Here is a 22,446-nt window from a genome sequence, read left to right as displayed (position 1 = left end):
CGTTTTTCCTGCGCCGGGCCGCTTGCATTCCCCGCGGCGAGCGGCTAACAAACCGGCCTCCGCCGAGGGGCTCCACCGCCCCCGGCCAGCGCGCCCGTAGCTCAGCTGGATAGAGCACCAGACTACGAATCTGGGGGTCAGAGGTTCGAATCCTTTCGGGCGCGCCAATCTTATCTTTCGATCATCGTATGGATCGTCGCGCAGTGTTCGCTCTCGGGCGCGCGCGTCGTAGCCCTGCGCCCATGATGCGTTCGGCCGCGTCTCGCGTCGGCGGCGCGTCCGCTAAAATCTTGCGTGTCGGCGTCGCGAGGACCCCCGTCCTCACGCTGATCGCGCCGCCAGCCTGGCCGCGCGCCGCCTCAACGGCGTCTCACTCCGGCAGCGCGAACTGCAGCAGGACCGTGCGCTGGAAGCCGGAGAAGTTGTCGTCGGAGACCGCGGTGATCACCGTGCGGCCGTCCGCGCCGCGATGGGTCGCGACGCCCTCCAGGTTGTCGATCGCCTGCGACAGGGTCGCCTCCATCAGCACCGGGCCGTCCACGACCGCGCCGGCCTTCACGTTGGACTCGGACAGCCGCCGCATGCGGACGGACAGCGACAGGGGCGGCACGTAGCGCCGCTCCAGCAGCACGAAGCCCCCGCCCGGCAGCCGCGCGACGTCGGTGGGCGAAAAGTCCTCGGTGCGCCTCACCGCGAACTCGAACGGCGTCCTGGTCCCGACCACGAAGGCGCGGTTGTTCCCCGCGGCGTCGAGATATTTCTCGCCGATCATCATCAGCGCGCCCGACGTCATGGTCGAGATCGCCTCGTAGCCGGCGTTGGACGGCGCGCCGCCGACGGCCTTCGGCAGCTTCACGGGGCGGCCGGCGCCGGCGCGCCCCTCGGCGTCGAGGGCGAAGCGCAGCACCTCGTGGACGCGCTCCGAGGCGATCCAGGCGCTGCCGCCGCGGATGTCGAGCGATTCGGTGTCCGCGCCCCGGCGGCCGGGCAGGGGGCCGCGCGGCCCGACGATCGGCTCGCGCATGACGCCGCTCAATCCGGTCGGCTTCGCGCCGTCGTAGGCGATCGCCCCACGAAACCAGTTGCCGCGGTCGCTGATCGCGGTGAAGCGGCGGCCGTCGTCGGACAGCCTGAGGCCGGACAGCCCGCCGAAGTCCTTGTCCCGCGACGACAGCGTCAATCCGCCGAGAAAAACCAGCTTGCCGTAGGCCCCGCCGACGGGCGTCGCGGAATCGAACCGCTCGATCGGCGAGGCGTAGACCTCGACCGGCGCCTCCTCCGCGGCGGCGCCGCCGAGGCCGAGCGCAAAAGGGCTAACGAGCGCAAGAGAGCCGGCGAGCGCGAGACGGCGGACGAGCGCGAGGCCTGGAGGCCTCACGCGTGGCCCCGTCGCCCGCGGGCGGCGGGAGCCTTCTCGTCGAACAGCTCGGCGAGCTTCTCCGTCATCACGCCGCCGAGCTCCTCGGCGTCGACGATGGTGACGGCGCGGCGGTAGTAGCGGGTCACGTCGTGCCCGATGCCGATCGCGATCAGCTCCACCGTCGACCGCATCTCTATCTCCTCGATGACGCGGCGCAGATGCTTCTCGAGGTAGTTGCCGGCGTTGACCGACAGCGTCGAGTCGTCCACCGGCGCGCCGTCCGAGATCACCATCAGGATGCGGCGCTGCTCCGGCCGGCGCTGCAGCCGCTCGTGCGCCCAGGCCAGCGCCTCGCCGTCGATGTTCTCCTTCAGCAGCCCCTCGCGCATCATCAGCCCGAGGTTCTTGCGCGTGCGCCGCCAGGGCGCGTCGGCGGCCTTGTAGATGATGTGGCGGAGGTCGTTGAGCCGGCCGGGCGCCATCGGCTTGCCGGCGGCGAGCCAGGCCTCGCGCGACTGGCCGCCCTTCCAGGCCCGGGTGGTGAAGCCCAGGATCTCGACCTTCACGCCGCAGCGCTCCAGCGTCCGCGCCAGGATGTCGGCGCAGGTGGCCGCGACCGTGATCGGCCGGCCGCGCATGGAGCCGGAGTTGTCGATCAGCAGCGAGACCACGGTGTCGCGGAACTCGGTGTCGCGCTCGCGCATGAAGGTCAGCGCGCTCATGGGGTCGACCACGACGCGGGACAGGCGCGCCGGGTCGAGCATGCCCTCCTCGAGGTCGAAGTCCCAGGCGCGGTTCTGCTGGGCGAGCAGGCGGCGCTGCAGACGGTTCGCGAGCCGGCCGACCACGCCCTGAAGCGCGGCGAGCTGCTTGTCGAGGTAGGATCGCAGCCGCGTCAGCTCCTCCTGGTCGCAGAGGTCCTCGGCCAGCGCCTCCTCGTCGAACTTGGTGGTGTAGGCAAAGTAGTCCGGCTTCTCGCGCTCGGCGTTGCGGCTGTCCTGCGGCCGCCACGGCTCGGTGGCCTCCTCGGCCTCGCCGAGCTCGTCGTCGTCGGGCGCGTCGGTGGGCGGCGCGTCGGCCGCCTCCATCTGCTCGGCGTCGTCCTCGGCCTCGGAGGAGGCGTCGGTCTCGGCGGGGTCGGCGCCGTCGCTCGAGTCCTCGGGCGCGTCGGCGGACTCGCCTTCCTGCGTCGGGGGATCGCCGTTGTCGCTCTCCTCGCCGTCGTCGGTCTCCTGGCGGTCGGAGGCGAGCTCCTCGCCCATGTCGAGCGAGGTCAGCAGGTCGCGGATCGCGCGCGCGTAGGCGCCCTGGTCCTCGACGACGCGGTCGAGCCGGGCGAAGTCGGGGCCCGCCCGCTCCTCGAGCCAGGGCCGCCACAGGTCGACGAGCTTGGCGGCCGCCTCCGGCGGCTTGCGGCCGGTCAGCTTCTCGCGCACCAGCAGCGCGACGGCGTCCTGCAGCGGCGCGTCGGCCTTGTCGGTGATCTCGGCATAGGGGCCGCGGTGGTAGCGGTCCTCGAGCATGGCGGTGAGGTTGCCGGCGGTGCCCGCCATCCGCCGCGCGCCGATCGCTTCGCAGCGCGCCTGCTCGACGGCGTCGAACACTGCGCGCGCCTCCGTGCCCTGGGGGGCGAGGCGGGCGTGGGTCTTGGCGTCGTGGCAGGCGACGCGCAGCGCCATCGAGTCGGCGTGGCCCCGGAGGATCGCGACGTCATGGGGCGTCAGCTTGCGCGGCGGCTCCGGCAGCCGCGCCTTGCCGGGCGTCAGCGCCGGGCGCTCCGAGGCGAAGGCGACCTCCATCTCCGGGTCGCCGGCGATCGCGCGCAGGCAGCCCGCGACCGCCCGCTTGAACGGTTCGGACGGCGCCGCGGGCTTTTCGCCGGGCTTGCGGTTGGATCCGGACATGGGACGCCTCCGCTAATTCGCCGCGCGCTGGGGGGCGAGGGCGGTTTGAAACATGCGGACGATCTCTTCGACGCCGAGCGTGAAGAAGCCGCCCTGGCCCGTGTCGAAGGCGTTCCGCCAGATGCGGTAGCCGCCTTCGAAGCCCTCGGGGATCGGAACGTCGCCCTCGCGCCGCAGCAGGCTCGCGAGCAGGGCGTCGATCGCGATCGGCGCGTGCTCCACGAGCCGCGGGACCAGCGCGCCCGTCTCCGGGTCCGGCAACGGCGCGTCCACGATCGAGACGGACGCCACTGTCGACGCCCCGGCGGCGTCGATCCGGCCGATCACGACCCGCGAGCTCGGAAGCTGCGCGTCGTGATAGCTCCACGCCTGTCCGGGAGCGAGATCCGCCGCGGTCGCCATGAGGTCTCCAGCGCTCGAGCCGCGCGTCAGCTCATCGCCACGTTGACGGCGCTCTCCGGCAGCTCGCGGCCGAAGCAGCGCTGGTAGAACTCGGCCACCAGGCTGCGCTCCAGCTCGTCGCACTTGTTCAGGAAGGTCAGCCGGAACGCGAAGCCGATGTCGCCGAAGATGTCGGCGTTTTCCGACCAGGTGATCACGGTGCGGGGGCTCATCACGGTCGACAGGTCGCCGTTCATGAAGGCCTGCCGGGTGAGGTCGGCCAGCCGGACCATCTTGGACACGGTGTCCCGCCCGCCCTTTTCCTTCTGGTAGCGCGGCGACTTGGCGAGGACGATGTCGACCTCCTTGTCGTGCGCGAGGTAGTTCAGCGTCGTGACGATCGACCAGCGGTCCATCTGACCCTGATTGATCTGCTGGGTGCCGTGATAGAGGCCCGAGGTGTCGCCAAGGCCGACCGTGTTGGCGGTCGCGAACAGGCGGAACGCCGGGTGCGGCCGCAGCACGCGGCGCTGGTCGAGCAAAGTGAGCTTGCCCGACTGCTCCAGCACGCGCTGGATCACGAACATCACGTCCGGCCGGCCCGCGTCGTACTCGTCGAACACCAGCGCCACGTTGTTCTGCAGCGCCCAGGGCAGGATGCCGTCGCGGAACTCGGTGACCTGCATGCCGTCCTTGAGGACGATGGCGTCCTTGCCGATCAGGTCGATGCGGCTGACGTGGCTGTCGAGGTTCACGCGCACGCAGGGCCAGTTCAGCCGGGCCGCCACCTGCTCGATGTGGGTCGACTTGCCGGTGCCGTGATAGCCGGTGACCATCACGCGGCGGTTGCGGGCGAAGCCGGCGAGGATTGCGAGCGTGGTGTCGTGGTCGAACAGGTAGTCCGGGTCGAGGTCCGGCACGGCGCCCTGCGCCTCGCCGAACGCCGGAACCTCGAGGTCGCTGTCGATCCCGAAGAGCTGGCGCACCGACACTTTCATGTCGGGCGTCGGGGAGGAGAGCGGAGCGTCGAGGGCGTCGGTCATGGGGCCTCCAGGCGGTCCCGGACGGCGTCGCGCGGAACCGGGGGCGCGCTTCGTCAGCTTAAGCGCGCGTCTTGAAAAGGGCGATCGTGTCAGCAGAAGCCGGCGGATCGGAGATAGTTATAGGCTTGGATGATCTCGCGCAATTTGTCCTCGGTGCTCCGATCGCCGCCGTTTGCGTCCGGATGCAGCCGCTTGACCAGCTCCTTGTAGCGCGCCTTGATCTCCTCGCCGCTCGCGCTCGCGCCAAGGTTGAGCGCCTCGAGCGACTTGCGCTCGACGTTCTTGAGCTCGCGCTCGGGCTTCTGGGGCGCGCCGCTCGGGCCGTCCTCGTCGAACATGTGAAACGCGTCGTCGAAGGCGAAGCCGCTCGCCCAGCCGCGGTTTTTGCCGCCGCGGGCGCGTTCGGCCTTCGCGCGGGCCTCGGGCGTCGCGCCGGCGGCGGCGTTCTGGCCCATGGTCCAGGTCGGACGGTGCCCGGTCTGGCTGTCCTTCTGGTAGGCCATCACCGCTTCGTCGGACATGCCGGAGAAGAAATTGTAGTTCTGGTTGTAGGCGCGGACATGCGCCAGGCAGAACCGCCAGTACTCGTTCTCCCGGTCGCGGCCCTTCGGCGCCCGGTGGACGCCGGGCTCGCGGCACCCGGGATGGTCGCACCTCGCCACCTGCGGCTGCGGGCGGCTTTCGCCCCGCGCCACGCGGATCCGGTCGAACCATGGGCTGTCGAGTTTCATGACGCTGGCATTATGGGGGGCGGGGGGAGCGCGAACAAGAACGCGCGGCCGCAACGGAGAGGGGCATGATGCGGGCTTGACGCGGCGAACCGGGGCGACCCACATCGCGGCTGCTTCGCCGACCCCGACGGGAGAGACGCCATGACCGTGCGCGCGCGGATCGAGACCAAGCTGATGGAGGCGCTGGCGCCGACGCGGCTCGACGTCATCGACGAGAGCCACCTGCACGCCGGCCACGCCGGCGCCCGGCCCGAGGGCGAAACCCATTTCCGGGTGAAGGTGACGTCGGCCGCGTTCTCCGGCCTCGGCCGGGTCGACCGCCACCGCCGCGTCAACGCCCTGCTGGCGGAGGAACTGGCCGGCCCTGTCCACGCCCTCGCGATCGACGCCCGTGCGCCCGAGGAGCCCGGTCGGCCGTAGCGGCCGGCGAACTACTCCCCGATCACCTTGACGCGCAGGCCCGCCTGCAGCGGGTCGCCAGGGGCGAAGCCGTTGAGGACGGCGAAGCGCTCGAGCGCGCGGTCGGTCACGGCCATCCGGCGCGCCAGCGTCTCCTCGGTGTCGCCGGCGCGGACCGTCGCGACCTCGATCCTGAGCGGCTGCGCCTGCTCCGATTCGGCCTGCGTCAGCCGGCGGAAGGTCGAGAGCGAGGCGCGGAAGCCCTCGTCGATGTCGGGCGTCAGGTCCCGCGCGGCGAAGATCAGCCGGTAGACGTCCGCGCCGAACTTCACGGCGGCGAAGCGGAAGGTCCACTCCTTGCCGCGCGCGACCACGGTGACCGCCTCCATGCCGTTGACCTCGAGCTTTTCGACCGGCCCGGGTTCGACGCCGTCGATCCAGTTCTCGTTGATGTAGCTTTCGAGCGTCTGGCCGGAGCCGAGCCGCGCCGCGTCGAGGCGCAGCGCCCGGCCGTCGGGGGCGACGCCCAGCAGCGCCTCGGAGCCGTTCTCGAAGGTGAAGCCTTCCGGCGCCAGGAAGGTGAAGCCCAGCCGCGGGTGCAGGAAGCGGCGGCCGCGGGCGAAGCCCTGCGCCGGGTCGTCGCCGTAGGTCGTGCCGTTCAGCGCGACGAGATAGGCGTCGCGGTCGCGCTCGCCCACGCCGGGCGCGCTGATCTGGCGGGCCGCGGTGACCGCGAGCTGCACGCGCTCGGGCGTGGAGGGATGCGTCGACAGGAAGTCGAGGCCGGGCTGCGAGGGCTTCTGCCCGAGCGCCGCGCTGCGGAGCTCCGACTGCCGGCCCATGGACAGCAGGAAGCGCGAGGCGCCGTAGGGGTCGAAGCCGGCCCGCGCGATGTTCTGCACGCCGATGCGGTCGGCCTCCAGCTCCTGCGCGCGGGAGAAGCTCGCGAGCGACAGCTTGCTCTTGGCGAGCGCCACGGCGCCGGCCTCGCGGTCCTCGAGCACGTCGGAGACGACGCGGCTGACCAGCACCGCCTTGCGCTCCTCGTCGGCGCGTTGGAAGGCGTGCCGGGCGGTGACGTGCGCCATCTCGTGCGCGAGCACCGCCGCGATCTCGGAGGTGTCGTTGGCGACGGCGAGCAGGCCGCGGGTGACGTAGAGGTTGCCGTTCGGCAGGGCGAAGGCGTTGATCAGCGGCGAGTTGAGCAGCGTTACCTTGTAGCGCAGGTCGGGCCGCTCGGAGGCCGCGGCCAGCCGGTCGGCCACCGAGTTGAGCAGCGCCACCAGGTCGGGCTTGGGGTAGACGCCGCCATAGGCCGCGGCGATGCGCGCCTGCTCCTGGCTGACGGCGGTGGGCGCGGGGGCGACCTTGGGCGCGGCGGCGGGAACGATCGGCTGCGGCGTCGGCTTCTCGCCGCCGAAGCTGCCGCAGCCGGCCAGCAGCGCCGCGACGCTCGCAAGCGCTGCGAGACGCAGGGCGAAGGTCCGCCTGTCCCGATGCCGCCCGCCGAGGCCCGTCATGCCGCAAGCCCCTCCCGTCATCTCGCGCCCGCCAGGCCGAGCTTTTCGATCTGGGCGGCCTCGGTCACGGCGATCGTCGGGCCGAGGCGCCGTTCGATCATGCCGCGAACCCTCAGGCGCGCGCCGGGCGACAGGCCGAGAGCCTCCGCGCCGCCCAGCCGTTTCGCGGCGGCCTCGCTCAGGACCAGTGCAAGAGCGTCGCGCCAGCGGCGTCCGAAATTCACGTAAAGCCGTCCGTTCACGGTGCGTACGCTCGCCACGCGTCCTTCGGCGATCTCGAAACGGCCGACGGAACCTGCGAAGGCGTCGCCGTCGGCGGCGTCCCGGACCTCGTAGTACGTATTTGTCCACAAACCAAGGCTTGCGCGGCGGGCGCCGTCCTCCGCGGCGAGGAGCGTGGCGCGGCAGTCACGCCCGGCCCTGTCGGCGGCCGCGCGGGCGACGCCGCGGGCGAGCAGTTCGGCCGAGAGCCCCGCGGGGTCGGCGGCTCCCTCGGCGGCGAGATAGCCGACGATCCTTCCGTGCCGGTCGGGGCTCGCGAGCGCGGCCCGGAGGACGAAAGGGCGGTCCGCGACGAGGGCGCGGAGGGTCGTCGCGGCGGCGTCCGCCGGCGGCCAGTCGGCCTCCCGCGTCCCGAGCGGCGCCTTGGGCGCGAGGATGCCGGCGAGCCGCAGCGTCCGGCCGTCCGCAAGCGCCGCGGTGTCGCCGTCGAGCGCCCGCTCCACCCGGACGCTCTCGGCCTTGGCGGACAGGACGCAGGGCGCGGCGAGGGAGGGGGAACCGGCGAGAAGCAGGGCGAGCGCGACCGTCGCCGGCAGGGCGATGGCGGGGCCTGTCAGGAACGCGGGCGCAGCACTCTGGAACACGCGAAACGGTAGGTTTCGCATGGTGGATGACGGGTTAACGCGGGGGTTACAGCACGATGATTCCGGCGTGCTTCGCCTTCTCGTCGGGCTCGACGTGGATGGTCACGATCGTGTCGGCGTCGTCGTCGTGCAGCGCGCGCTCGATGCGGTCGCAGATGTCGTGCGCTTCGGCCACCCGCAGGTCGCGCGGCACCACCAGATGGAAGTCCACGAAGGTCAGCCGCCCCGCCTGCCGCGTGCGCAGGTCGTGGGCCTCGATCGCGCCGTCGGCGTTGGCGGCGATCACGCTCTTGATGCGGGCGACGGTGGCGTCGTCGGCGGCCTCGTCCATCAACCCGCCGACCGAGGCGCGCACCAGCTGGAAGCCCGACCACAGCACGTTCACGGCGACGAGGCAGGCGATGGCGGGGTCGAGCCAGGCCTTGCCGGTCCACACCGCCGCGCCGATGCCGATCAGCACCCCGATCGAGGAGACGACGTCGGTCATCAGGTGCTTGCCGTCGGCGACGAGCGCGGGCGAGCGCAGGGTGCGGCCGCGCCGCAGCAGCAGGAGGCACCAGACGGCGTTGATCGCGCTCGCGGCGAGGTTCGCCCCGATGCCGAGCGGGGTCAGCTCCAGAGGACGCGGATCGAGAAAGGCGCGGTAGGCCTCGTTGAAGATCGCCGCCGCCGCCACGACGATCAGCACGCCCTCGGTCACGGCCGAGAGGTACTCGGCCTTGTGGTGGCCGTAGGGGTGGTTGCTGTCGGGCGGCGCCGCGGAGAGGCGCACGGCGACGAAGGCCGCGACCGCCGCCGCCACGTTCACGACGCTCTCGGCGGCGTCCGAGTACAGCGCGACGGAGCCGGTCAGCAGATAGGCGACCGTCTTCAGCGCCAGCACCGCGACGCCGACAACGATGCTTCCGAGGGCGATCTTCGCCGTCTGGTCCATGCCTCGCCCGCCGTTCGCGCGTGTTCGGAAGCGGAGCGCTTAGCGGACCGGCGACAACCGTTCAACCGCTGAGTTCGCAACTGCGAGGCGGTCGCGAAACCCGCCGCGCGCCCCCGTGCAAAACGCGATCGGCCATGCTACGACCGCGGCCGGCCGGTCCCGTAGCTCAGCTGGACAGAGCGACGGTTTCCTAAACCGTAGGTCGGAGGTTCGAGCCCTCCCGGGATCGCCAGTTTCCCAGCCGGTCCGCGCCGGCGGGCGACGCTCAGAGCCGCCCGAACATCCGCTTGAGTGTCCCGTCGCGCCAGACCAGCGCGTGCGTCAGCGCCATGCCGACATGGCCCGCGATCAGCGCCAGCAGCGCCCAGGACAGCGGCCCGTGCAGCGCGTCCGGCGCCGCGATCAGCCAAGGCTCCTCGCGGCCGGTGGTGGGAATGAGCGTGACCCCGCCAATCTCCCAGCCCTTGCCCTTGCCGTAGATGCGCACCAGCGCGAGCGCCGGCACGACGACCATCAGCCCGTGCAGCGCGAGGTGGCTGAGCCGCGCGAGGCGGCCGAGCGCGCCGCGCTCCTGCGGCGGCTGGCGGCGGAGCTGGCTCAGGCGCCAGAGCGACCGGGGCACGGCGATCGCCAGCACCGCGAGGCCCACGTAGCCGTGGGGGCCGAAGCGGGCGATCCCGTTCAGCCATGGCGTCTCGCCGAAGATCTTGTAGAGCGCGACGATCGCGAACTGCCACAGCACGAGCGCGGCCAGCGTCCCGTGGAACAGCCGGGTGACGAGCCCGTAGCGCCGGGGCGTGTCCAGCGCGACGCCGTCCGGCCGCCGCCCTGCGGCGACGCTCTCCTGCATTTGGGCGCTCATGGCTTGACGGGAACGACGTCCACGCTGTGGCGCGTCTTCTGGGGGCCGGCGGTGATGAGGACGCCGTCGATGGGAGCGACGTCGGAGTAGTCCCGTCCGACCGCGGCCACGATGTGGTCGTCGAGGGTGACCATGGCGTTGGTGGGGTCGAACCCCATCCAGCCGATCTCCTCGCCCAGCCAGACGTCGACCCACGCATGCATCGCGTCGGCGCCCTCCAGCCGCGGTCGGCCCTTGGGCGGCTCGGTCCGCAGGAAGCCGCTGACGTAGGCCGCGGGAATCCCGATCCCCCGGAGGCTCGCGATCATCACATGGGCGAAGTCCTGGCACACGCCCTCGCGGCGGGCGAAGGCCTCCTCCGCCGGCGTGTCGACCGTGGTCGCGCCGGGCGCGTACTTGAAATCGGCCTTGATGCTCTTGGAGAAGGCGAGCAGCGCCTCGCCGATCGGCGCGTCGTCGTCCATCGCCGCTTCGCCATAGGCGGTGAAGGTCTCGCCCAGCCGCACGAGACGGCTCGGCCCGAGGAAGTGCATCGCCCCGCCCGGGCCGGGATCGCGCAGGCGGGCCGCGGCGGCGCGGACGGCGGCGACGGTGGGCGTCTTGGCGAGATCGGGGGCCGGGCGCGTGACCGTCACCCGGGTCTTCATCGTGACGGAGAGCGCCTCGTGCGGCGGCAGCAGCAGGAGGTGGTCGAGCGCGTTGCCGAAGAAATCGCGTTCGGCGGTCTGCTCGTCCGGCCGCGGGACGATCGTCACCTGCGTCGCGCCGACCTCCTGGCCCCGTCCCGACCGCGGCCGCACCCGCAGGATGTGGCGCGCGTCCTTCACTTCCGAGGGGTAGTCGTAGCCGATCTTGAGGACGAGGTCGTAGATCATTCGCTTTCCAGCCGTTCGGCCAGCGCCGGCCCGGCGCCGAAGTACCGGCGCGACAGCAGGTCGGACAGCCCTGCCAGATCCTCCGCGATCCGCTTCAGGAAGGCCTCGTCGATCTCGGAGGGGTGGCCCGTGGTGAGCCGCGACTGCAGTCGCACCGCGCGCCGCGACAGCATGTCCAGCGTCTCGCCGTGCCTGCGGCCGGGGAGCGCGTCGAGGATCGTCTTGAAGCCGTTGACCTGGAAGGCCACGGACCGCGGGTTGAGCGGATCGAGCACGGAGAGATCGAGCGCCGTCTCGCGGGTGAGGTCCACCGAGTAGCGCCTGCGGTAGGTGACGCGGCTGTCGGTGAACTCCAGCAGCGCCTCCAGCCCGCCTTCGAGCGTCGTTTCGCCCGCGAGCGCGGCGGCGACCAGCGCGGTGACCCGCCCGCGCTCGATCAGCCGGCCGGACTGCAGGAAGCGCCAGGCGGTGTGCTGGTACATGCTCTCGTGCACGAGGCCCGCGAAGCCGGACAGCCGGGTGAGCACGCCGCTCGCAAGCGCCGCGACGTCGCCGGGCTCCTCCCGGAAAGCCTCGATCATGTCGACGATCTCGCCCAGCACCCGCCAGCCGTCCGGCGAGAACCGGTCGCGGATGCGCGAGGCGGTGGCGAAGGCCTGGCCAGCGAGGTCCAGCAGCCCCTCGGTCGGATCGCCCACCGCGGCGTCGACGCCGATCGCCGCCAGCCGCTCGCCCACCACCAGCTCCAGCGCGCCGACGCGCTCGCCTTCGGCGAGCCGGGCGGCGTGCAGGCGCACCAGCCGGGTCGCGGCCTCGGCGCGCTCGACGTAGCGGCCGAGCCAGTAGAGGTTGTCGGCGGCGCGAGCGGGCGGCGCGCTCGGCAGCCGACGGGCGAAGCCGCCGCGGGGTTTCTCCAGCAGCGAGACCTGGCGCTCCTCGTGCTCGCCGGGCACCCAGACGTCCACCGAATGGCCGCCGGACTGCATCGAGACCGCGCTGGGGTCGGTCGAGCTCGAGGTGCGCGCGAAGCCGCCGGGCATCACCCGCCAGCCGTCGGCGCCGCGCGCCAAAAACACCCGCATGGTGACGGGCCGCGCGACCAGCTTGCCGTCCACGAACACCGGCGCGGTTGAGAGCCCGACGATCTCCTGCGCCACCACGTCGAGCCCGTTGGTCTCCAGCATGTCGGCGAAGCCCTCGGAGTCCGCGGCGCGGATGCCGAGGTCGAGCGGCTTGCGGCGCTCGCCGGCCTCCGCCGACTGCGGAAAGGCGTGGGCGAGCGACAGGCGGTCGCGGTTCTCGGCGACGAAGGCGCGCTCCTTCTCCTGCCCGCACCACCAGGTGGCGACCGTCGGCAGCTTCAGCTCCTCCCCCAGCAGCGCCTTGGCGAGCGCCGGCTGGAAGGCGAGCAGCGCGCGGGTCTCGAGGATGCCGGACCCCAGCGCGTTGACGAGTTCGACCCCGCCGGCGCGGACCGCGCGGGCGAGGCCCGGCGTGCCGATGCGCGAGCGGGCATAAAGCTCCAGCGGATCGGCGAAGTCCGAATCGAGCCGGCGCCACAGCACGCGGATCGGCTTCGCGCCGTCGACGGTGCGCACCTCCACCGACGAGCCGTGCACCGCGAGGTCGCCGCCTTCGAGCAGCAGCAGGCCGAGGTAGCGGGCGAGATAGGCGTGCTCGAAGTAGGTTTCGTTGTGGGGCCCGGGCGAAAGCAGGCCGGCCCGCACGCCCTTGCCGTCGTCGAGCGAATAGAGCGTCTCGCGGAAATCCCGGAAGAAGCGCGCGAGCCGCTGGATCTTGAGGTCGCGGATCAGGTCGGGGAACGCGCGGGAGGTGGCGACGCGGTTCTCCAGCGCGAAGCCGGCGCCGGAGGCCGCCTGGGTGCGGTCGCCCAGCACCCACCACTGGCCGTCCGGCCCGCGGCCGAGGTCGACGGCGATGAAGCGGATGAGCGGCTGGCCGGACTTCCCCTGGTCGGCCACCGGCCGCAGGAACTCGGGATTGCGGCCGAGAATCGCCGGCGGCAGCACGCCGTCGCGCACCAGCGAGCGCTCGCCGTAGAGGTCGCCGAGCAGCTTCTCGAGGAAGTCCGCGCGCTGGATCAGCCCGGCCTCCAGCGTCGCCCATTCGTCCCGCGCGATGATCAGCGGCGGGTGCGCCAGCGGCCAGGAGCGCGGCCGGTCGCTCTGATCGACGGCGCCGTAGACGCGGTAGAACACGCCTGCTTCGCGCAGATACTGCGCGGCGGTGGCAAAACGGCGGGAGCGCTCGGCTTCGTCCATGCGGGCGAGCGAGGCGATCATCTCGCGGTAATGCGGCCGCACTTGCCCGTCGGCCGTCATCATCTCGTCGTGGGTTCCGACGGGAGGACGGTAGCCGGCGAGGAGCGCGCCTTTGGCCGCGCGTTCGGGCGCGGCCGGGGTCAGGACTTTCGCGGGGGGCACGTCACCAGGCTCTTCGGGCGGAGGGAACGACTCGTCGATCGTCGCCGCGCGACGATGGCGCCTCACGCCGCGTTTGGCGATGGACAGATCGGCGCGTCATCCCCCGAGCCAGGCGGGACGACGCAGGTCGAGCGTGTGTGGGAAGGTCGGGTTCGGGGCCTCGCGCGTCGGCTCGAACGACCCGCCGGTGTGGCCGATGTCCTCAAAACGCGCGAGCCGGCGGGCCTCCGCCTCGTAGGAGTTGACCGGGAAGGTGTCGTAGTTCCGGCCGCCGGGATGGGCGACGTGGTAGACGCAGCCGCCGAGCGAGCGCTTCGACCACTTGTCGTAGATGTCGAAGGTCAGCGGCGCGTGCGCCGGGATGGTCGGATGCAGGCCGGAGGCCGGCTGCCACGCTTTGAAGCGCACGCCGGCGACCTGCTCGCCCGAGACCCGCGTCGGCGTCAGCGGCACGGGTCGCCCGTTGCAGGTGACGACATGACGGGCCGGGTCCGCGTTGGTGAGCTTCACCTGCAGGCGCTCGACGGAGGAATCCACGAAGCGGACGGTGCCGCCGATCGCGCCGGTCTCGCCCATGACGTGCCACGGCTCCAGCGCCTGGCGCAGCTCAAGCGAGACGCCCTCGCGCTCGATCCGCCCGCAGAACGGGAAGCGGAACTCGGCCTGGGCCTCGAACCATTCGGCGCGCACCGGGTAGCCCGACCGCTTCAGATCCTCGAGCACGTCGAGGAAGTCTTCCCAGACGAAGGCCGGCAGCATGAAGCGGTCGGCGAGGCGCGTGCCCCAGCGCACGAAGCCGCCCTGCGCCGGCTCCTTCCAGAACTTCGCGATCATCGCGCGGATCAGCAGCTGCTGCGCGAGGCTCATGCGCGGGTCCGGCGGCATCTCGAAGCCGCGGAACTCCACCAGACCGAGCCGGCCGGTCGGGCCGTCCGGCGAGTACAGCTTGTCGATGCAGATTTCGGAGCGGTGGGTGTTGCCGGTGACGTCGATCAGCAGGTTGCGGAACAGCCGGTCGACCAGCCACGGCGGCGGGGCCAGGCCTTCGCCCGGCGCCGGCACGTTCGCCATCGCGATCTCGAGCTCGTAGAGTTGGTCGTGCCGGGCCTCGTCGATGCGCGGCGCCTGGCTCGTGGGCCCGATGAACAGGCCCGAGAACAGGTAGCTCAGCGAGGGGTGGCGCTGCCAGTGCAGCACCAGCGACTTCAGGAGGTCGGGCCGGCGCAGGAACGGGCTGTCGAGCGGCGTCGCGCCGCCGACCACCACGTGGTTGCCGCCGCCGGTGCCGACGTGCTTGCCGTCGATCATGAACTTGTCGGCGCCGAGGCGCGACTGGCGCGCGTCGTCGTAGACGCCAGTGGTGATCGCGACCGCCTCCCGCCACGAGGCGGCGGGGTGGACGTTGACCTCGATCACGCCGGGATCGGGCGCGACGCGCACCACGTTGACCCGCGGGTCGAACGGCGGGGCGTAGCCCTCGATCTGGACCAGCAGGCCGCTTTCTTCCGCCGTGTCCTCGATCGCCGCGAGCAGGTCGAGATAGGCCTCGATCGACTCCATCGGCGGGATGAAGACGCAGAGCTTGCCGTCGCGTGGCTCGACCGAGAGCGCGGTGCGGACGTAGCCGACGATCTCGTTCTGCATCGTCGCGGGCGCCTGCCAGACCGGCTGGTCCGGCGTCGAGATGCGGCGTTGCTCATGGCCGAGCGCGATCGTCTCCGGGTCCGGCAGCGGCTCCATCTCGCGCACCGGATCGGCGGGGAAGAAATAGGGGAAGTCGCTCTTGCTGAGATGGGGCAGGGCGCCGAGCGGCAGGCGGTAGCCGAGCGCGCTGTCGCCGGGCGACAGGAACAGCTTGCCGCGCCGCGTGCCCCAGCGCTCCGAGACCCAGCGCACCCCTTGCGCCTGCCAGGCCTGGATCGGCAGCACGAAGCCCGTGGGGTTGTTCAGCCCGCGGTCGAACACCCGGGCGAGGCGCGCGCGCTCTTCGGCGTCCTCGAGCTTCGGGTTCGAGGGGTCGACGTTGGCCGGCAGCTGCGCCTCGCGCACCAGCCAGTAGGACGGGTCCTCGTAGGCCGCCTGGGCGTTGTCGGGCGCGACGCCGAGCCGCTCGGCCACGCCGCGCGTCAGAACCTCCGCGCCGGCGACGTCGGCCTCCTCGGAGCTCTTCTCGCGGGCGATGAGGTCCGGGTTCTTCCAGATCGGCTTGCCGTCCTTCCGCCAGTAGAGCGAGAAGGTCCAGCGCGGCAGGGTCTCGCCGGGGTACCACTTGCCCTGGCCGTAGTGCAGGAAGCCGCCGGGCGCGAAGCGGTCGCGCAGCCGGCGGATCAGGTCGTCGGCCAGCGCCCGCTTCTGCGGGCCGGTGGCGTCGGCGTTCCATTCGGCCGACTGGAAGTCGTCGATCGAGACGAAGGTGGGCTCGCCGCCCATGGTGAGGCGCACGTCGTTGGCGACGAGCTCGGCGTCGACCTTTTCGCCGAGCGCGTCGAGCGCCGCCCAGCTGTCGTCGGAGAAGGGGAAGGACACCCGCGGCCGTTCGGCGATGCGGTCGACCTTCATCTCGAAGTCGAACTCGACCTCGGCGTAGCTCGCGAGGCCCGAGATCGGGGCCGCTGTGCGGTAGTGGGGCGTGGCGGCCAGCGGTACGTGGCTTTCGCCGGTCAGCAGGCCCGAGGTGGCGTCGAGGCCGATCCAGCCGGCGCCCGGCAGGTAGACCTCGGTCCAGGCATGCAGGTCCGTGAAGTCGTGGTCGGTGCCCGCGGGGCCGTCGAGCGAGACCAGGTCGGGCTTGAGCTGAATGAGGTAGCCCGACACGAAGCGGGCGGCGAAGCCCAGATGCCGCAGCGTCTGCACCAGCAGCCAGGTGGTGTCGCGGCAGGAGCCGGAGCGCTTGGTCAGCGTCTCCTCCGGCGTCTGCACGCCGGGCTCCATGCGGATGAGATAGGCGGTCTGCTGCTGGAGGACGCGGTTGAGGCCGACCAGGAAGTCGACCGTGCGGGTCTCGCTGCGGTCGAGCGTCGCGAGGAAGTCCTGAAGCAGCGGGCCGGCCGGTTCGGTCTCGAGGTAGGGCGCGAGATCGACGGCGAGCGACTCCTCATAGGCGAAGGGCCACTCCGAGGCGTAGTCCTCCACGAAGAAGTCGAACGGGTTGTAGACCGTCATGTCGGCCAGCAGGTCGACCTCGATCTTGAACTCGGTCGTCGGCTCCGGGAACACGAAGCGGGCGAGGTAGTTGCCGAAGGGGTCCTGCTGCCAGTTGATGAAGTGGTTCGCCGGGCTCACCTTCAACGAGAACGACGGGACCTTCGTCCGGGAATGCGGGGCCGGGCGCAGCCGGATCACCTGGGGCCCGAGCTGGACGGGACGGTCGTACTTGTAATGCGTGACATGACGCAGGGCGGCTAGGATCGACATGTGGCGGGGGTCGGCGCTCCGGTTGGTTGGGCGTGAGCTTAACCGCCTGCGGCGCCGCAGCAAGGGCCGTCGTCCATTCCCGTTCCAACGCGGCGCCCAGATACCGCGATAGTAATTTCGCGCAGGACGGAACCGTTTCGCCGCGGCGCGCATTGCAGCGACAACAATCGTGGCGCGCGGGCGCCAAAAGGACTCGACGGCTATGAAGCTCTTCTCCTGCCCCTCCTGCAGCCACGTGCTGTTCTTCGAGAACGTGGTGTGCGAGCGCTGCAATCACGCGCTCGGCTACGAGCCGGCGTCGAACGCGATGCTGGCGCTCGAGCCGTTGGGCGGCGGGTGGACCGCGGTGGGCGCGAAGTCCGACGATCGTCCCTGGCGCTACTGCGCGAACTACGACCACGGCGTCTGCAACTGGATGGTCTCGGCCGACCAGGACGAGACCTTCTGCCTCGCCTGCCGCCACAACCTCGTGGTGCCGAACCTCGCCGACGCGAGCAACGTGGCGCTGTGGCAGAAGATGGAGATCGCGAAGCGCCGGCTGTTCTACAGCCTGCTCCGCCTGAAGCTGCCGCTGGAAAGCCGCGCGGAGCACCCCGAAGGGCTCGGCTTCGAGTTCCTGAGCAACGACGACGCCACCGGCCAGAACGTGATGACGGGCCATGACGACGGCCTCATCACCATCGCCCTGGCCGAGGCCGACGACGCCGAGCGCGAAAACCGCCGGACGTCCATGGGCGAGCCCTACCGCACGCTGCTCGGCCACTTCCGCCACGAGATCGGCCACTGGTACTGGGACCGGCTGGTGCGCGACGGCGGGGCGCTGGAGGCGTGCCGCTCGGTGTTCGGCGACGACAGCCAGGACTACAATCAGGCGCTTCAGGCGCATTACGCCAACGGCCCGAAGCCCGGCTGGCAGAACGAATACGTCTCGCACTACGCCGCGGCGCACCCCTGGGAGGACTTCGCCGAGACCTGGGCGCACTACCTCCACATCACCGACACGCTCGACACCGGCCGTTCGTGGGGGTTCCGCGTGGATCCGCGCGTCGACCGCGAGGACCTGCTGACGGCCAAGATCGATTTCGACGTGTTCTCGCCGAACACGACCATCACCGAGATCGTGGAATCGTGGCTCGCCCTGTCGGGCGCCCTGAACGCGCTGAACCGCTCGATGGGCGCGGCCGACCCCTATCCCTTCGTGCTGTCGGAATCGGTCGTGAGCAAGCTGTCGTTCATCCACGAGCTGGTGCACGGCCGCGTGGCCCACGGCGCGACCGGCTCCGACCTGCCGGACACGCCGGACATCGAGCCGGCCCCCACCCCGGACGACCGCCAGGTCGCCTGATGAGGCCTTAGGCGCGGCGCCGGACAGCGCCGGCCTCGTGTCCCTGCCTTGAGCCGGGACACAGAACCGCAGCTCTTCCCGAAGATGCCGAGCCTCCGACTCTTCTTCCTATCGCTGTGGCTCTGTGTCCCGGCTCAAGGCCGGGACACAGAGCATGAACTCGACGTCCCCGCAGTTCGGCGACCCCCCTCTCTCCCCTCGCCCTTGACGCACCTCAAAATGTGAGTGAATGTTTACATACATTCCTTGCAAGGGGCGTCCCATGCTTCTCTCGCTGCTCCGCACCCGCCGTTTCGCGCCGCTGTTCTGGTGCCAGCTGTTCGCGGCGTTCAACGACAACTTCGTCAAGAACGCGCTCGCCATCCTGCTGCTGTTCCATGTCGGCGGCTCGGGCGGGCCGATGCTGGTCACGCTCGCCGGCGCGCTGTTCATCCTGCCGTTCTTCCTCGTCTCCGCGCTCGGCGGCGAGCTTGCGGACCGCTACGACAAGGCGCTGGTCGCCCGGCGCACCAAGCTCGCGGAGATCGTCGTCGCCGCGATCGCGGGCCTGGGCTTCATCCTCGCCTCGACCCCGCTGCTGTTCCTCGCGCTGTTCCTCACCGGCGTGCTGTCGGCGCTGTTCGGGCCGGTGAAGTACGGCGTGCTGCCGGACCACCTGAAGCGCGAGGAGCTGGTCTCCGGCAACGCGCTGATCGAGACCGCGACCTTCCTCGCGATCCTCGCCGGCACGGTCGGCGGCGGGATCATGATCGCGGAGGCGAGCCCCTGGGCGATCGCGGCGACCACGCTCGTGGTCTCGGTCGGGGCCTACGCCTGCGCCCGGCTGATTCCGCCCACCGGCGAGCGCGCTCCTGATCTCGCGATCGAGCGCAACGTGCTGAAGAGCACCTTCCGGCTGCTGGGCGAGCTGAAGCGCCAGCCGCGTGCGTGGATCGCCTCGGTCGCGGTCAGCTGGTTCTGGGCGGTCGGCGCGGTCACGCTGGCGCTGATCCCGCCGCTGGTGAAGGACGTGGTGGGCGGGCAGGAGAGCGTCGTCACGCTGTTCCTGGTGCTGTTCACGGTCGGCATCGCCGTGGGCTCGCTGGTCGCGGCGCGCCTGAGCGGCCGGCGCATCCTGCTCGCGCTGACGCCCGTCGCCGGCGTGCTGATCGGCCTCGCCGCGCTCGACCTGTCGCTCGCGACCTTCGGCGCGACCGCGGCCGACCCGCGGCTCGGCTGGCTCGCCTTTCTCGAGACCCCGGCGAACTGGCGGATCATGGCCGACCTCGTGCTGTTCGCGGCCGCCGGCGGCCTGTTCGTGGTGCCGGCCTTCGCCTTCCTGCAGGCGGAGGCCGGCGAGGAGCGCCGGGCCCGCGTGGTCGCCGCCAACAACGTGCTGAACTCGGCCTTCATCGTGGCGGCCTCGCTGGCGGTGCTCGGCCTTCAGGCCGCCGGGCTGACGACGCCGACGATTCTCGCCGTGCTGGGCGTGGCGAACCTCGTCGCCGCCGTCCTGCTCGGACGCACGCTGCCGGGCTCCCTTCTGCGCGATGCGGTGCATCTTCTGTTCGGGCTGCTGTTCCGCGTCGAGGTCCGGGGGATGGAGAACCTCGAAAAGGCCGGCCCCAAGGCGGTCATCGCGGTCAACCACACCAGCCTGCTCGACGCGCCCCTGGTGATGTCGCTGCTGACCGACGACCCGGTCTTCGCCATCGACAGCGGCATCGCCACGCGCTGGTGGGTGCGCCCGCTTCTGAAGATGGTCCGCGCCTTCCCGATGGACCCCACCAAGCCGCTCGCGACCCGCGCGCTGATCAACCTGGTGAAGGAGGGCAACCGGCTGGTGATCTTCCCCGAAGGGCGCATCACGGTCACCGGCTCGCTGATGAAGATCTACGACGGCTCGGCGCTGATCGCCGACAAGGCCGAGGCGCCGGTGATCCCGGTGCGGATCGAGGGCCTCGATCGCTCGCCGGCCTCCTACCTCACCGCGCGGCAGATCCGGAAGAGGCTGTTCCCCAAGGTGGTCGTGACCATTCTTCCGCCCGTCATGCTGGAGGTGGACAAGGACCTCGTCGGCCGCAAGCGCCGCCGCGCCGCCGGAGCCGCTCTGACCGACGTGATGGCCAAGACCACGTTCGACACCACCCCGACCGACCGCACGCTGACGGAAGCCGTGGTCGCCGCCGCCCGCGCGGAGGGCTTCGGCCGTCTGGCGGTGGAGGATGCGCTCGGGACGAAGCTCAGCTACCGCAAGCTGCTCGCCGGCGCCGCGGCGCTGGGGGCCAAGCTCGACGCCCAGACGACGGCGGGCGAGGCCGTCGGCGTGCTGCTGCCGAACGCGGCGGGCGTCGCGGTTACGCTGCTGGCCCTGTCGCGCTCCGGCCGCGTGCCGGCGATGCTGAACTACTCCGCCGGGCCGAAGGCCCTGGTCTCCGCCTGCGCGGCGGCGCAGGTGAGACTGGTGTTGACCTCGCGCGCCTTCATCGAGAAGGGGCGGCTGCAGAAGGAGGAGGCGGCGCTGGGCGAGGTCGCTCGGCTCGTCTATCTCGAGGACGTCCGGTCGACCATCGGCGCTCTCGACCGGCTCAAAGGGCTACTCGCGAGCGGCAGGGCGCCCGCCGGCGACCCCGCCGCGCCCGCCGCGGTGCTGTTCACCTCGGGCTCCGAGGGGACGCCGAAGGGCGTCGTGCTGACCCACCGCAACCTGCTGTCGAACGTGGCGCAGGTCGCGGCCAGCATCGACTTCGGCCCGGCCGACACCGTGTTCAACGTGCTGCCGGTGTTCCACGCCTTCGGGCTGACGGGCGGCCTGCTGCTGCCGCTGGTCTCGGGCGTCCGCACCTATCTCTACCCCTCGCCGCTGCACTACCGGATCGTGCCGGAGATGGTCTACGCGTCGAACGCCACGGTGCTGTTCGGCACCGACACCTTCCTCGCCGGCTACGCCCGCACCGCGCATCCCTACGACTTCCGCTCGCTGCGCTTCGTGGTGGCGGGCGCGGAAGCCGTGAAGCCCGAGACCCGCAAGGTCTGGGGCGAGAAGTTCGGCCTGCGCATCCTTGAGGGCTACGGCGTTACCGAGTGTTCGCCGGTGGTCGCGGTCAACACGCCGATGTTCAATCGGGCCGGGACGGTCGGCAGGCTCCTGCCGGGGATCGAGCACCGGCTCGAGAGCGTCGAGGGCGTGACCGAAGGCGGTCGGCTGCACCTGCGCGGGCCGAACGTCATGGCGGGCTACCTGCGCGTCGAGAACCCCGGCGTGCTGGAGGCTCCCGAGGGGGGCTGGCACGACACCGGCGACATCGTCGCGATCGACGCCGACGGCTTCGTGGCGATCAAGGGCCGCGCCAAGCGCTTCGCCAAGATCGCGGGCGAGATGGTCTCGCTCGGCGCGGTCGAGGAGGTCGCGCGGACGCTCTGGCCGGAGGCCGCCCACGCCGCCGTCACCGCGCCGGACCCGCGCAAGGGCGAGCGGGTGGTGCTGTTCACGACGCAAGGAGGCGCGGACCGGCGCGCCCTGCAGGCCGCGGTCCGCGAGGCGGGCCTGCCGGATCTGGCGGCGCCTGCGGAAATCCGCGCGCTCGACAAGCTGCCGCTGCTCGGCTCCGGCAAGACCGACTACGTGGCGGTGAAGGCGCTGGCCGCGGAGCCTGCGGAGGACGCGGCGTGAGCCGCGCGCCCGACACCCGCGCCCGGATCGAGGCGGCGGCGCTCGCGCTGTTCGCGGAGAAGGGGGTCGATGGGACCTCCACCCGCGACATCGCGAAGGCCGTGGGCGTGACCGAGGGCGCGCTCTACCGGCACTTCGCCTCCAAGGACGAGCTCGCCCGCGCGCTGTTCCTGTCGCGCTACGGGGGCTTCGCGGCGGGCGTCGAGGAGATCCGGGCGAAGGCCGAGCCGTTCCCCCCGACGGTCGCGGCGCTGGTGCGGTTCTTCTACGCGGCCTTCGACGCCGACCCCGACGCCTTCGCCTATGTGCTGGTGACCCAGCACGACCACCTCGGCGGGATGGCCGCGGACGCGCCGGAGAACGTGGTGGCGGCGCTCGCCCGCACGCTCGCCGACGCCATGGCGCGGGGCGAGATCGCGCAGGGCGACGTGGCGCTGGTGAGCGCCCTGGCCCTCGGCCTGGTGGTGCAGCCCGCGATCTTCCGCCTCTACGGACGCTTGCCCCAGCCGCCCTCGGCCTACGCCGAGGAGGTCACGCGTGCGGTGCTCGCGGCGGTGGGCGCGCGGATGTGAAGATGTGATGTCGATCGGATCTGACGCACCGAACCACGACGTCGCCCCGGCCGGAGCGCCGGGGCCCATCATCCCGCGGGTTCAGGCTCATGCTGGACCGGCGGGATGATGGGCTCCGGGACAGGTCCGGAGCGACGCGAGCGT

Annotated in this window: 16 protein-coding genes and 2 tRNA genes; 6 read left to right on the top strand and 12 right to left on the bottom strand. The window is 71.5% G+C overall.

Translation table 11 applies throughout. The annotated features are described in order from the left end of the window. The first annotated feature begins 90 nt into the window (after positions 1-90). Positions 91-167: transfer RNA gene (locus tag JOD31_RS09030), tRNA-Arg, on the top strand. A gap of 203 nt (positions 168-370) precedes the next feature. On the opposite strand, the gene JOD31_RS09025 is transcribed toward JOD31_RS09030, so the two are convergent. From JOD31_RS09025 to JOD31_RS09005, 5 genes are all read right to left on the bottom strand, one after another. Then, positions 371-1,378, bottom strand: coding sequence for an esterase-like activity of phytase family protein (locus JOD31_RS09025; RefSeq protein ID WP_204949997.1), 1,008 nt, complete (start codon positions 1,376-1,378; stop codon positions 371-373). Next, positions 1,375-3,264: a cobaltochelatase subunit CobT gene (gene cobT, locus JOD31_RS09020; protein ID WP_204949996.1), complete on the bottom strand. Its 1,890-nt coding sequence runs from the start codon at positions 3,262-3,264 to the stop codon at positions 1,375-1,377. Before cobT ends, JOD31_RS09025 begins: the two co-directional genes overlap by 4 nt. Positions 3,265-3,276: 12 nt before the next feature. Then, positions 3,277-3,666 (bottom strand): hypothetical protein, encoded by a 390-nt coding sequence (locus JOD31_RS09015; RefSeq protein WP_204949995.1) that lies wholly within the window; start codon positions 3,664-3,666, stop codon positions 3,277-3,279. Positions 3,667-3,692: 26 nt separating this feature from the next. After that, positions 3,693-4,688, bottom strand: coding sequence for a cobaltochelatase subunit CobS (gene cobS, locus JOD31_RS09010; protein WP_204949994.1), 996 nt, complete (start codon positions 4,686-4,688; stop codon positions 3,693-3,695). Between the two features lie 89 nt (positions 4,689-4,777). Further along, positions 4,778-5,419: a J domain-containing protein gene (locus JOD31_RS09005; protein ID WP_020187514.1), complete on the bottom strand. Its 642-nt coding sequence runs from the start codon at positions 5,417-5,419 to the stop codon at positions 4,778-4,780. Positions 5,420-5,560: 141 nt separating this feature from the next. Between JOD31_RS09005 and JOD31_RS09000 the strand changes: the two genes are divergently transcribed. Beyond that, positions 5,561-5,839: a BolA family protein gene (locus JOD31_RS09000; protein ID WP_204949993.1), complete on the top strand. Its 279-nt coding sequence runs from the start codon at positions 5,561-5,563 to the stop codon at positions 5,837-5,839. Between the two features lie 11 nt (positions 5,840-5,850). Here the strand turns inward: JOD31_RS09000 and JOD31_RS08995 are convergent, their stop codons facing one another. Genes JOD31_RS08995 through JOD31_RS08985 form a run of 3 tightly spaced genes read right to left on the bottom strand, consistent with a single transcriptional unit; the run spans position 5,851 to position 9,138 of the window. Further along, positions 5,851-7,338 carry a M48 family metalloprotease gene (locus JOD31_RS08995; RefSeq protein WP_204949992.1) on the bottom strand — a complete coding sequence of 496 codons (1,488 nt, stop codon included), beginning with the start codon at positions 7,336-7,338 and terminating at the stop codon, positions 5,851-5,853. Between the two features lie 17 nt (positions 7,339-7,355). After that, positions 7,356-8,225, bottom strand: coding sequence for a thermonuclease family protein (locus JOD31_RS08990; protein ID WP_210341391.1), 870 nt, complete (start codon positions 8,223-8,225; stop codon positions 7,356-7,358). A gap of 25 nt (positions 8,226-8,250) precedes the next feature. Continuing rightward, positions 8,251-9,138, bottom strand: a complete 888-nt coding sequence (locus JOD31_RS08985) for a cation diffusion facilitator family transporter (RefSeq protein ID WP_204949991.1) — start codon at positions 9,136-9,138, stop codon at positions 8,251-8,253. Between the two features lie 155 nt (positions 9,139-9,293). On the opposite strand from JOD31_RS08985, the gene JOD31_RS08980 reads away from it, so the two are divergent. Further along, positions 9,294-9,370, top strand: a tRNA-Arg gene (locus JOD31_RS08980). A gap of 33 nt (positions 9,371-9,403) precedes the next feature. On the opposite strand, the gene JOD31_RS08975 is transcribed toward JOD31_RS08980, so the two are convergent. The 4 genes from JOD31_RS08975 to JOD31_RS08960 form a co-directional block, all read right to left on the bottom strand. Then, the gene (locus tag JOD31_RS08975; RefSeq protein WP_246482403.1) at positions 9,404-9,988 is read right to left on the bottom strand and encodes a cytochrome b; all 585 of its coding nucleotides are present in this window, start codon (positions 9,986-9,988) and stop codon (positions 9,404-9,406) included. 8 nt (positions 9,989-9,996) lie between these two features. Beyond that, positions 9,997-10,875, bottom strand: coding sequence for a transglutaminase family protein (locus JOD31_RS08970; RefSeq protein WP_204949989.1), 879 nt, complete (start codon positions 10,873-10,875; stop codon positions 9,997-9,999). Continuing rightward, positions 10,872-13,319: a circularly permuted type 2 ATP-grasp protein gene (locus JOD31_RS08965; protein ID WP_271206118.1), complete on the bottom strand. Its 2,448-nt coding sequence runs from the start codon at positions 13,317-13,319 to the stop codon at positions 10,872-10,874. Before JOD31_RS08965 ends, JOD31_RS08970 begins: the two co-directional genes overlap by 4 nt. A gap of 96 nt (positions 13,320-13,415) precedes the next feature. Then, a complete protein-coding gene (locus JOD31_RS08960) occupies positions 13,416-16,733 on the bottom strand; it encodes a transglutaminase family protein (RefSeq protein WP_204949987.1) in 3,318 nt (1,105 codons plus the stop codon). A gap of 202 nt (positions 16,734-16,935) precedes the next feature. Here JOD31_RS08960 and JOD31_RS08955 point away from each other — a divergent pair, with 202 nt between their 5' ends. From JOD31_RS08955 to JOD31_RS08945, 3 genes are all read left to right on the top strand, one after another. Further along, positions 16,936-18,078, top strand: coding sequence for a zinc-binding metallopeptidase family protein (locus JOD31_RS08955; RefSeq protein ID WP_204949986.1), 1,143 nt, complete (start codon positions 16,936-16,938; stop codon positions 18,076-18,078). Positions 18,079-18,340: 262 nt separating this feature from the next. Continuing rightward, positions 18,341-21,730, top strand: coding sequence for an acyl-[ACP]--phospholipid O-acyltransferase (locus tag JOD31_RS08950; protein ID WP_204949985.1), 3,390 nt, complete (start codon positions 18,341-18,343; stop codon positions 21,728-21,730). Beyond that, positions 21,727-22,302 carry a TetR/AcrR family transcriptional regulator gene (locus JOD31_RS08945; RefSeq protein ID WP_204949984.1) on the top strand — a complete coding sequence of 192 codons (576 nt, stop codon included), beginning with the start codon at positions 21,727-21,729 and terminating at the stop codon, positions 22,300-22,302. The genes JOD31_RS08950 and JOD31_RS08945 overlap by 4 nt, the downstream gene beginning before the upstream one ends. Positions 22,303-22,446: the final 144 nt, after the last annotated feature.

The organism is Methylopila capsulata (assembly GCF_016907975.1).
Taxonomy (GTDB): Bacteria; Pseudomonadota; Alphaproteobacteria; order Rhizobiales; family Methylopilaceae; genus Methylopila; species Methylopila capsulata.
Note: the sequence above shows the minus strand (reverse complement) of the source record. Positions and strands in the feature narration are given on the sequence as shown.

What these genes read in the sequence shown, in the direction of transcription:
- cobT (WP_204949996.1), bottom strand. Translation starts at nt 3,264, where the DNA reads ATGTCCGGATCCAACCGCAAGCCCGGCGAAAAGCCCGCGGCGCCGTCC.
- JOD31_RS09015 (WP_204949995.1), bottom strand. Translation starts at nt 3,666, where the DNA reads ATGGCGACCGCGGCGGATCTCGCTCCCGGACAGGCGTGGAGCTATCAC.
- cobS (WP_204949994.1), bottom strand. Translation starts at nt 4,688, where the DNA reads ATGACCGACGCCCTCGACGCTCCGCTCTCCTCCCCGACGCCCGACATG.
- JOD31_RS09005 (WP_020187514.1), bottom strand. Translation starts at nt 5,419, where the DNA reads ATGAAACTCGACAGCCCATGGTTCGACCGGATCCGCGTGGCGCGGGGC.
- JOD31_RS09000 (WP_204949993.1), top strand. Translation starts at nt 5,561, where the DNA reads ATGACCGTGCGCGCGCGGATCGAGACCAAGCTGATGGAGGCGCTGGCG.
- JOD31_RS08995 (WP_204949992.1), bottom strand. Translation starts at nt 7,338, where the DNA reads ATGACGGGCCTCGGCGGGCGGCATCGGGACAGGCGGACCTTCGCCCTG.
- JOD31_RS08990 (WP_210341391.1), bottom strand. Translation starts at nt 8,225, where the DNA reads ATGCGAAACCTACCGTTTCGCGTGTTCCAGAGTGCTGCGCCCGCGTTC.
- JOD31_RS08985 (WP_204949991.1), bottom strand. Translation starts at nt 9,138, where the DNA reads ATGGACCAGACGGCGAAGATCGCCCTCGGAAGCATCGTTGTCGGCGTC.
- JOD31_RS08975 (WP_246482403.1), bottom strand. Translation starts at nt 9,988, where the DNA reads ATGCAGGAGAGCGTCGCCGCAGGGCGGCGGCCGGACGGCGTCGCGCTG.
- JOD31_RS08970 (WP_204949989.1), bottom strand. Translation starts at nt 10,875, where the DNA reads ATGATCTACGACCTCGTCCTCAAGATCGGCTACGACTACCCCTCGGAA.
- JOD31_RS08960 (WP_204949987.1), bottom strand. Translation starts at nt 16,733, where the DNA reads ATGTCGATCCTAGCCGCCCTGCGTCATGTCACGCATTACAAGTACGAC.
- JOD31_RS08955 (WP_204949986.1), top strand. Translation starts at nt 16,936, where the DNA reads ATGAAGCTCTTCTCCTGCCCCTCCTGCAGCCACGTGCTGTTCTTCGAG.
- JOD31_RS08950 (WP_204949985.1), top strand. Translation starts at nt 18,341, where the DNA reads ATGCTTCTCTCGCTGCTCCGCACCCGCCGTTTCGCGCCGCTGTTCTGG.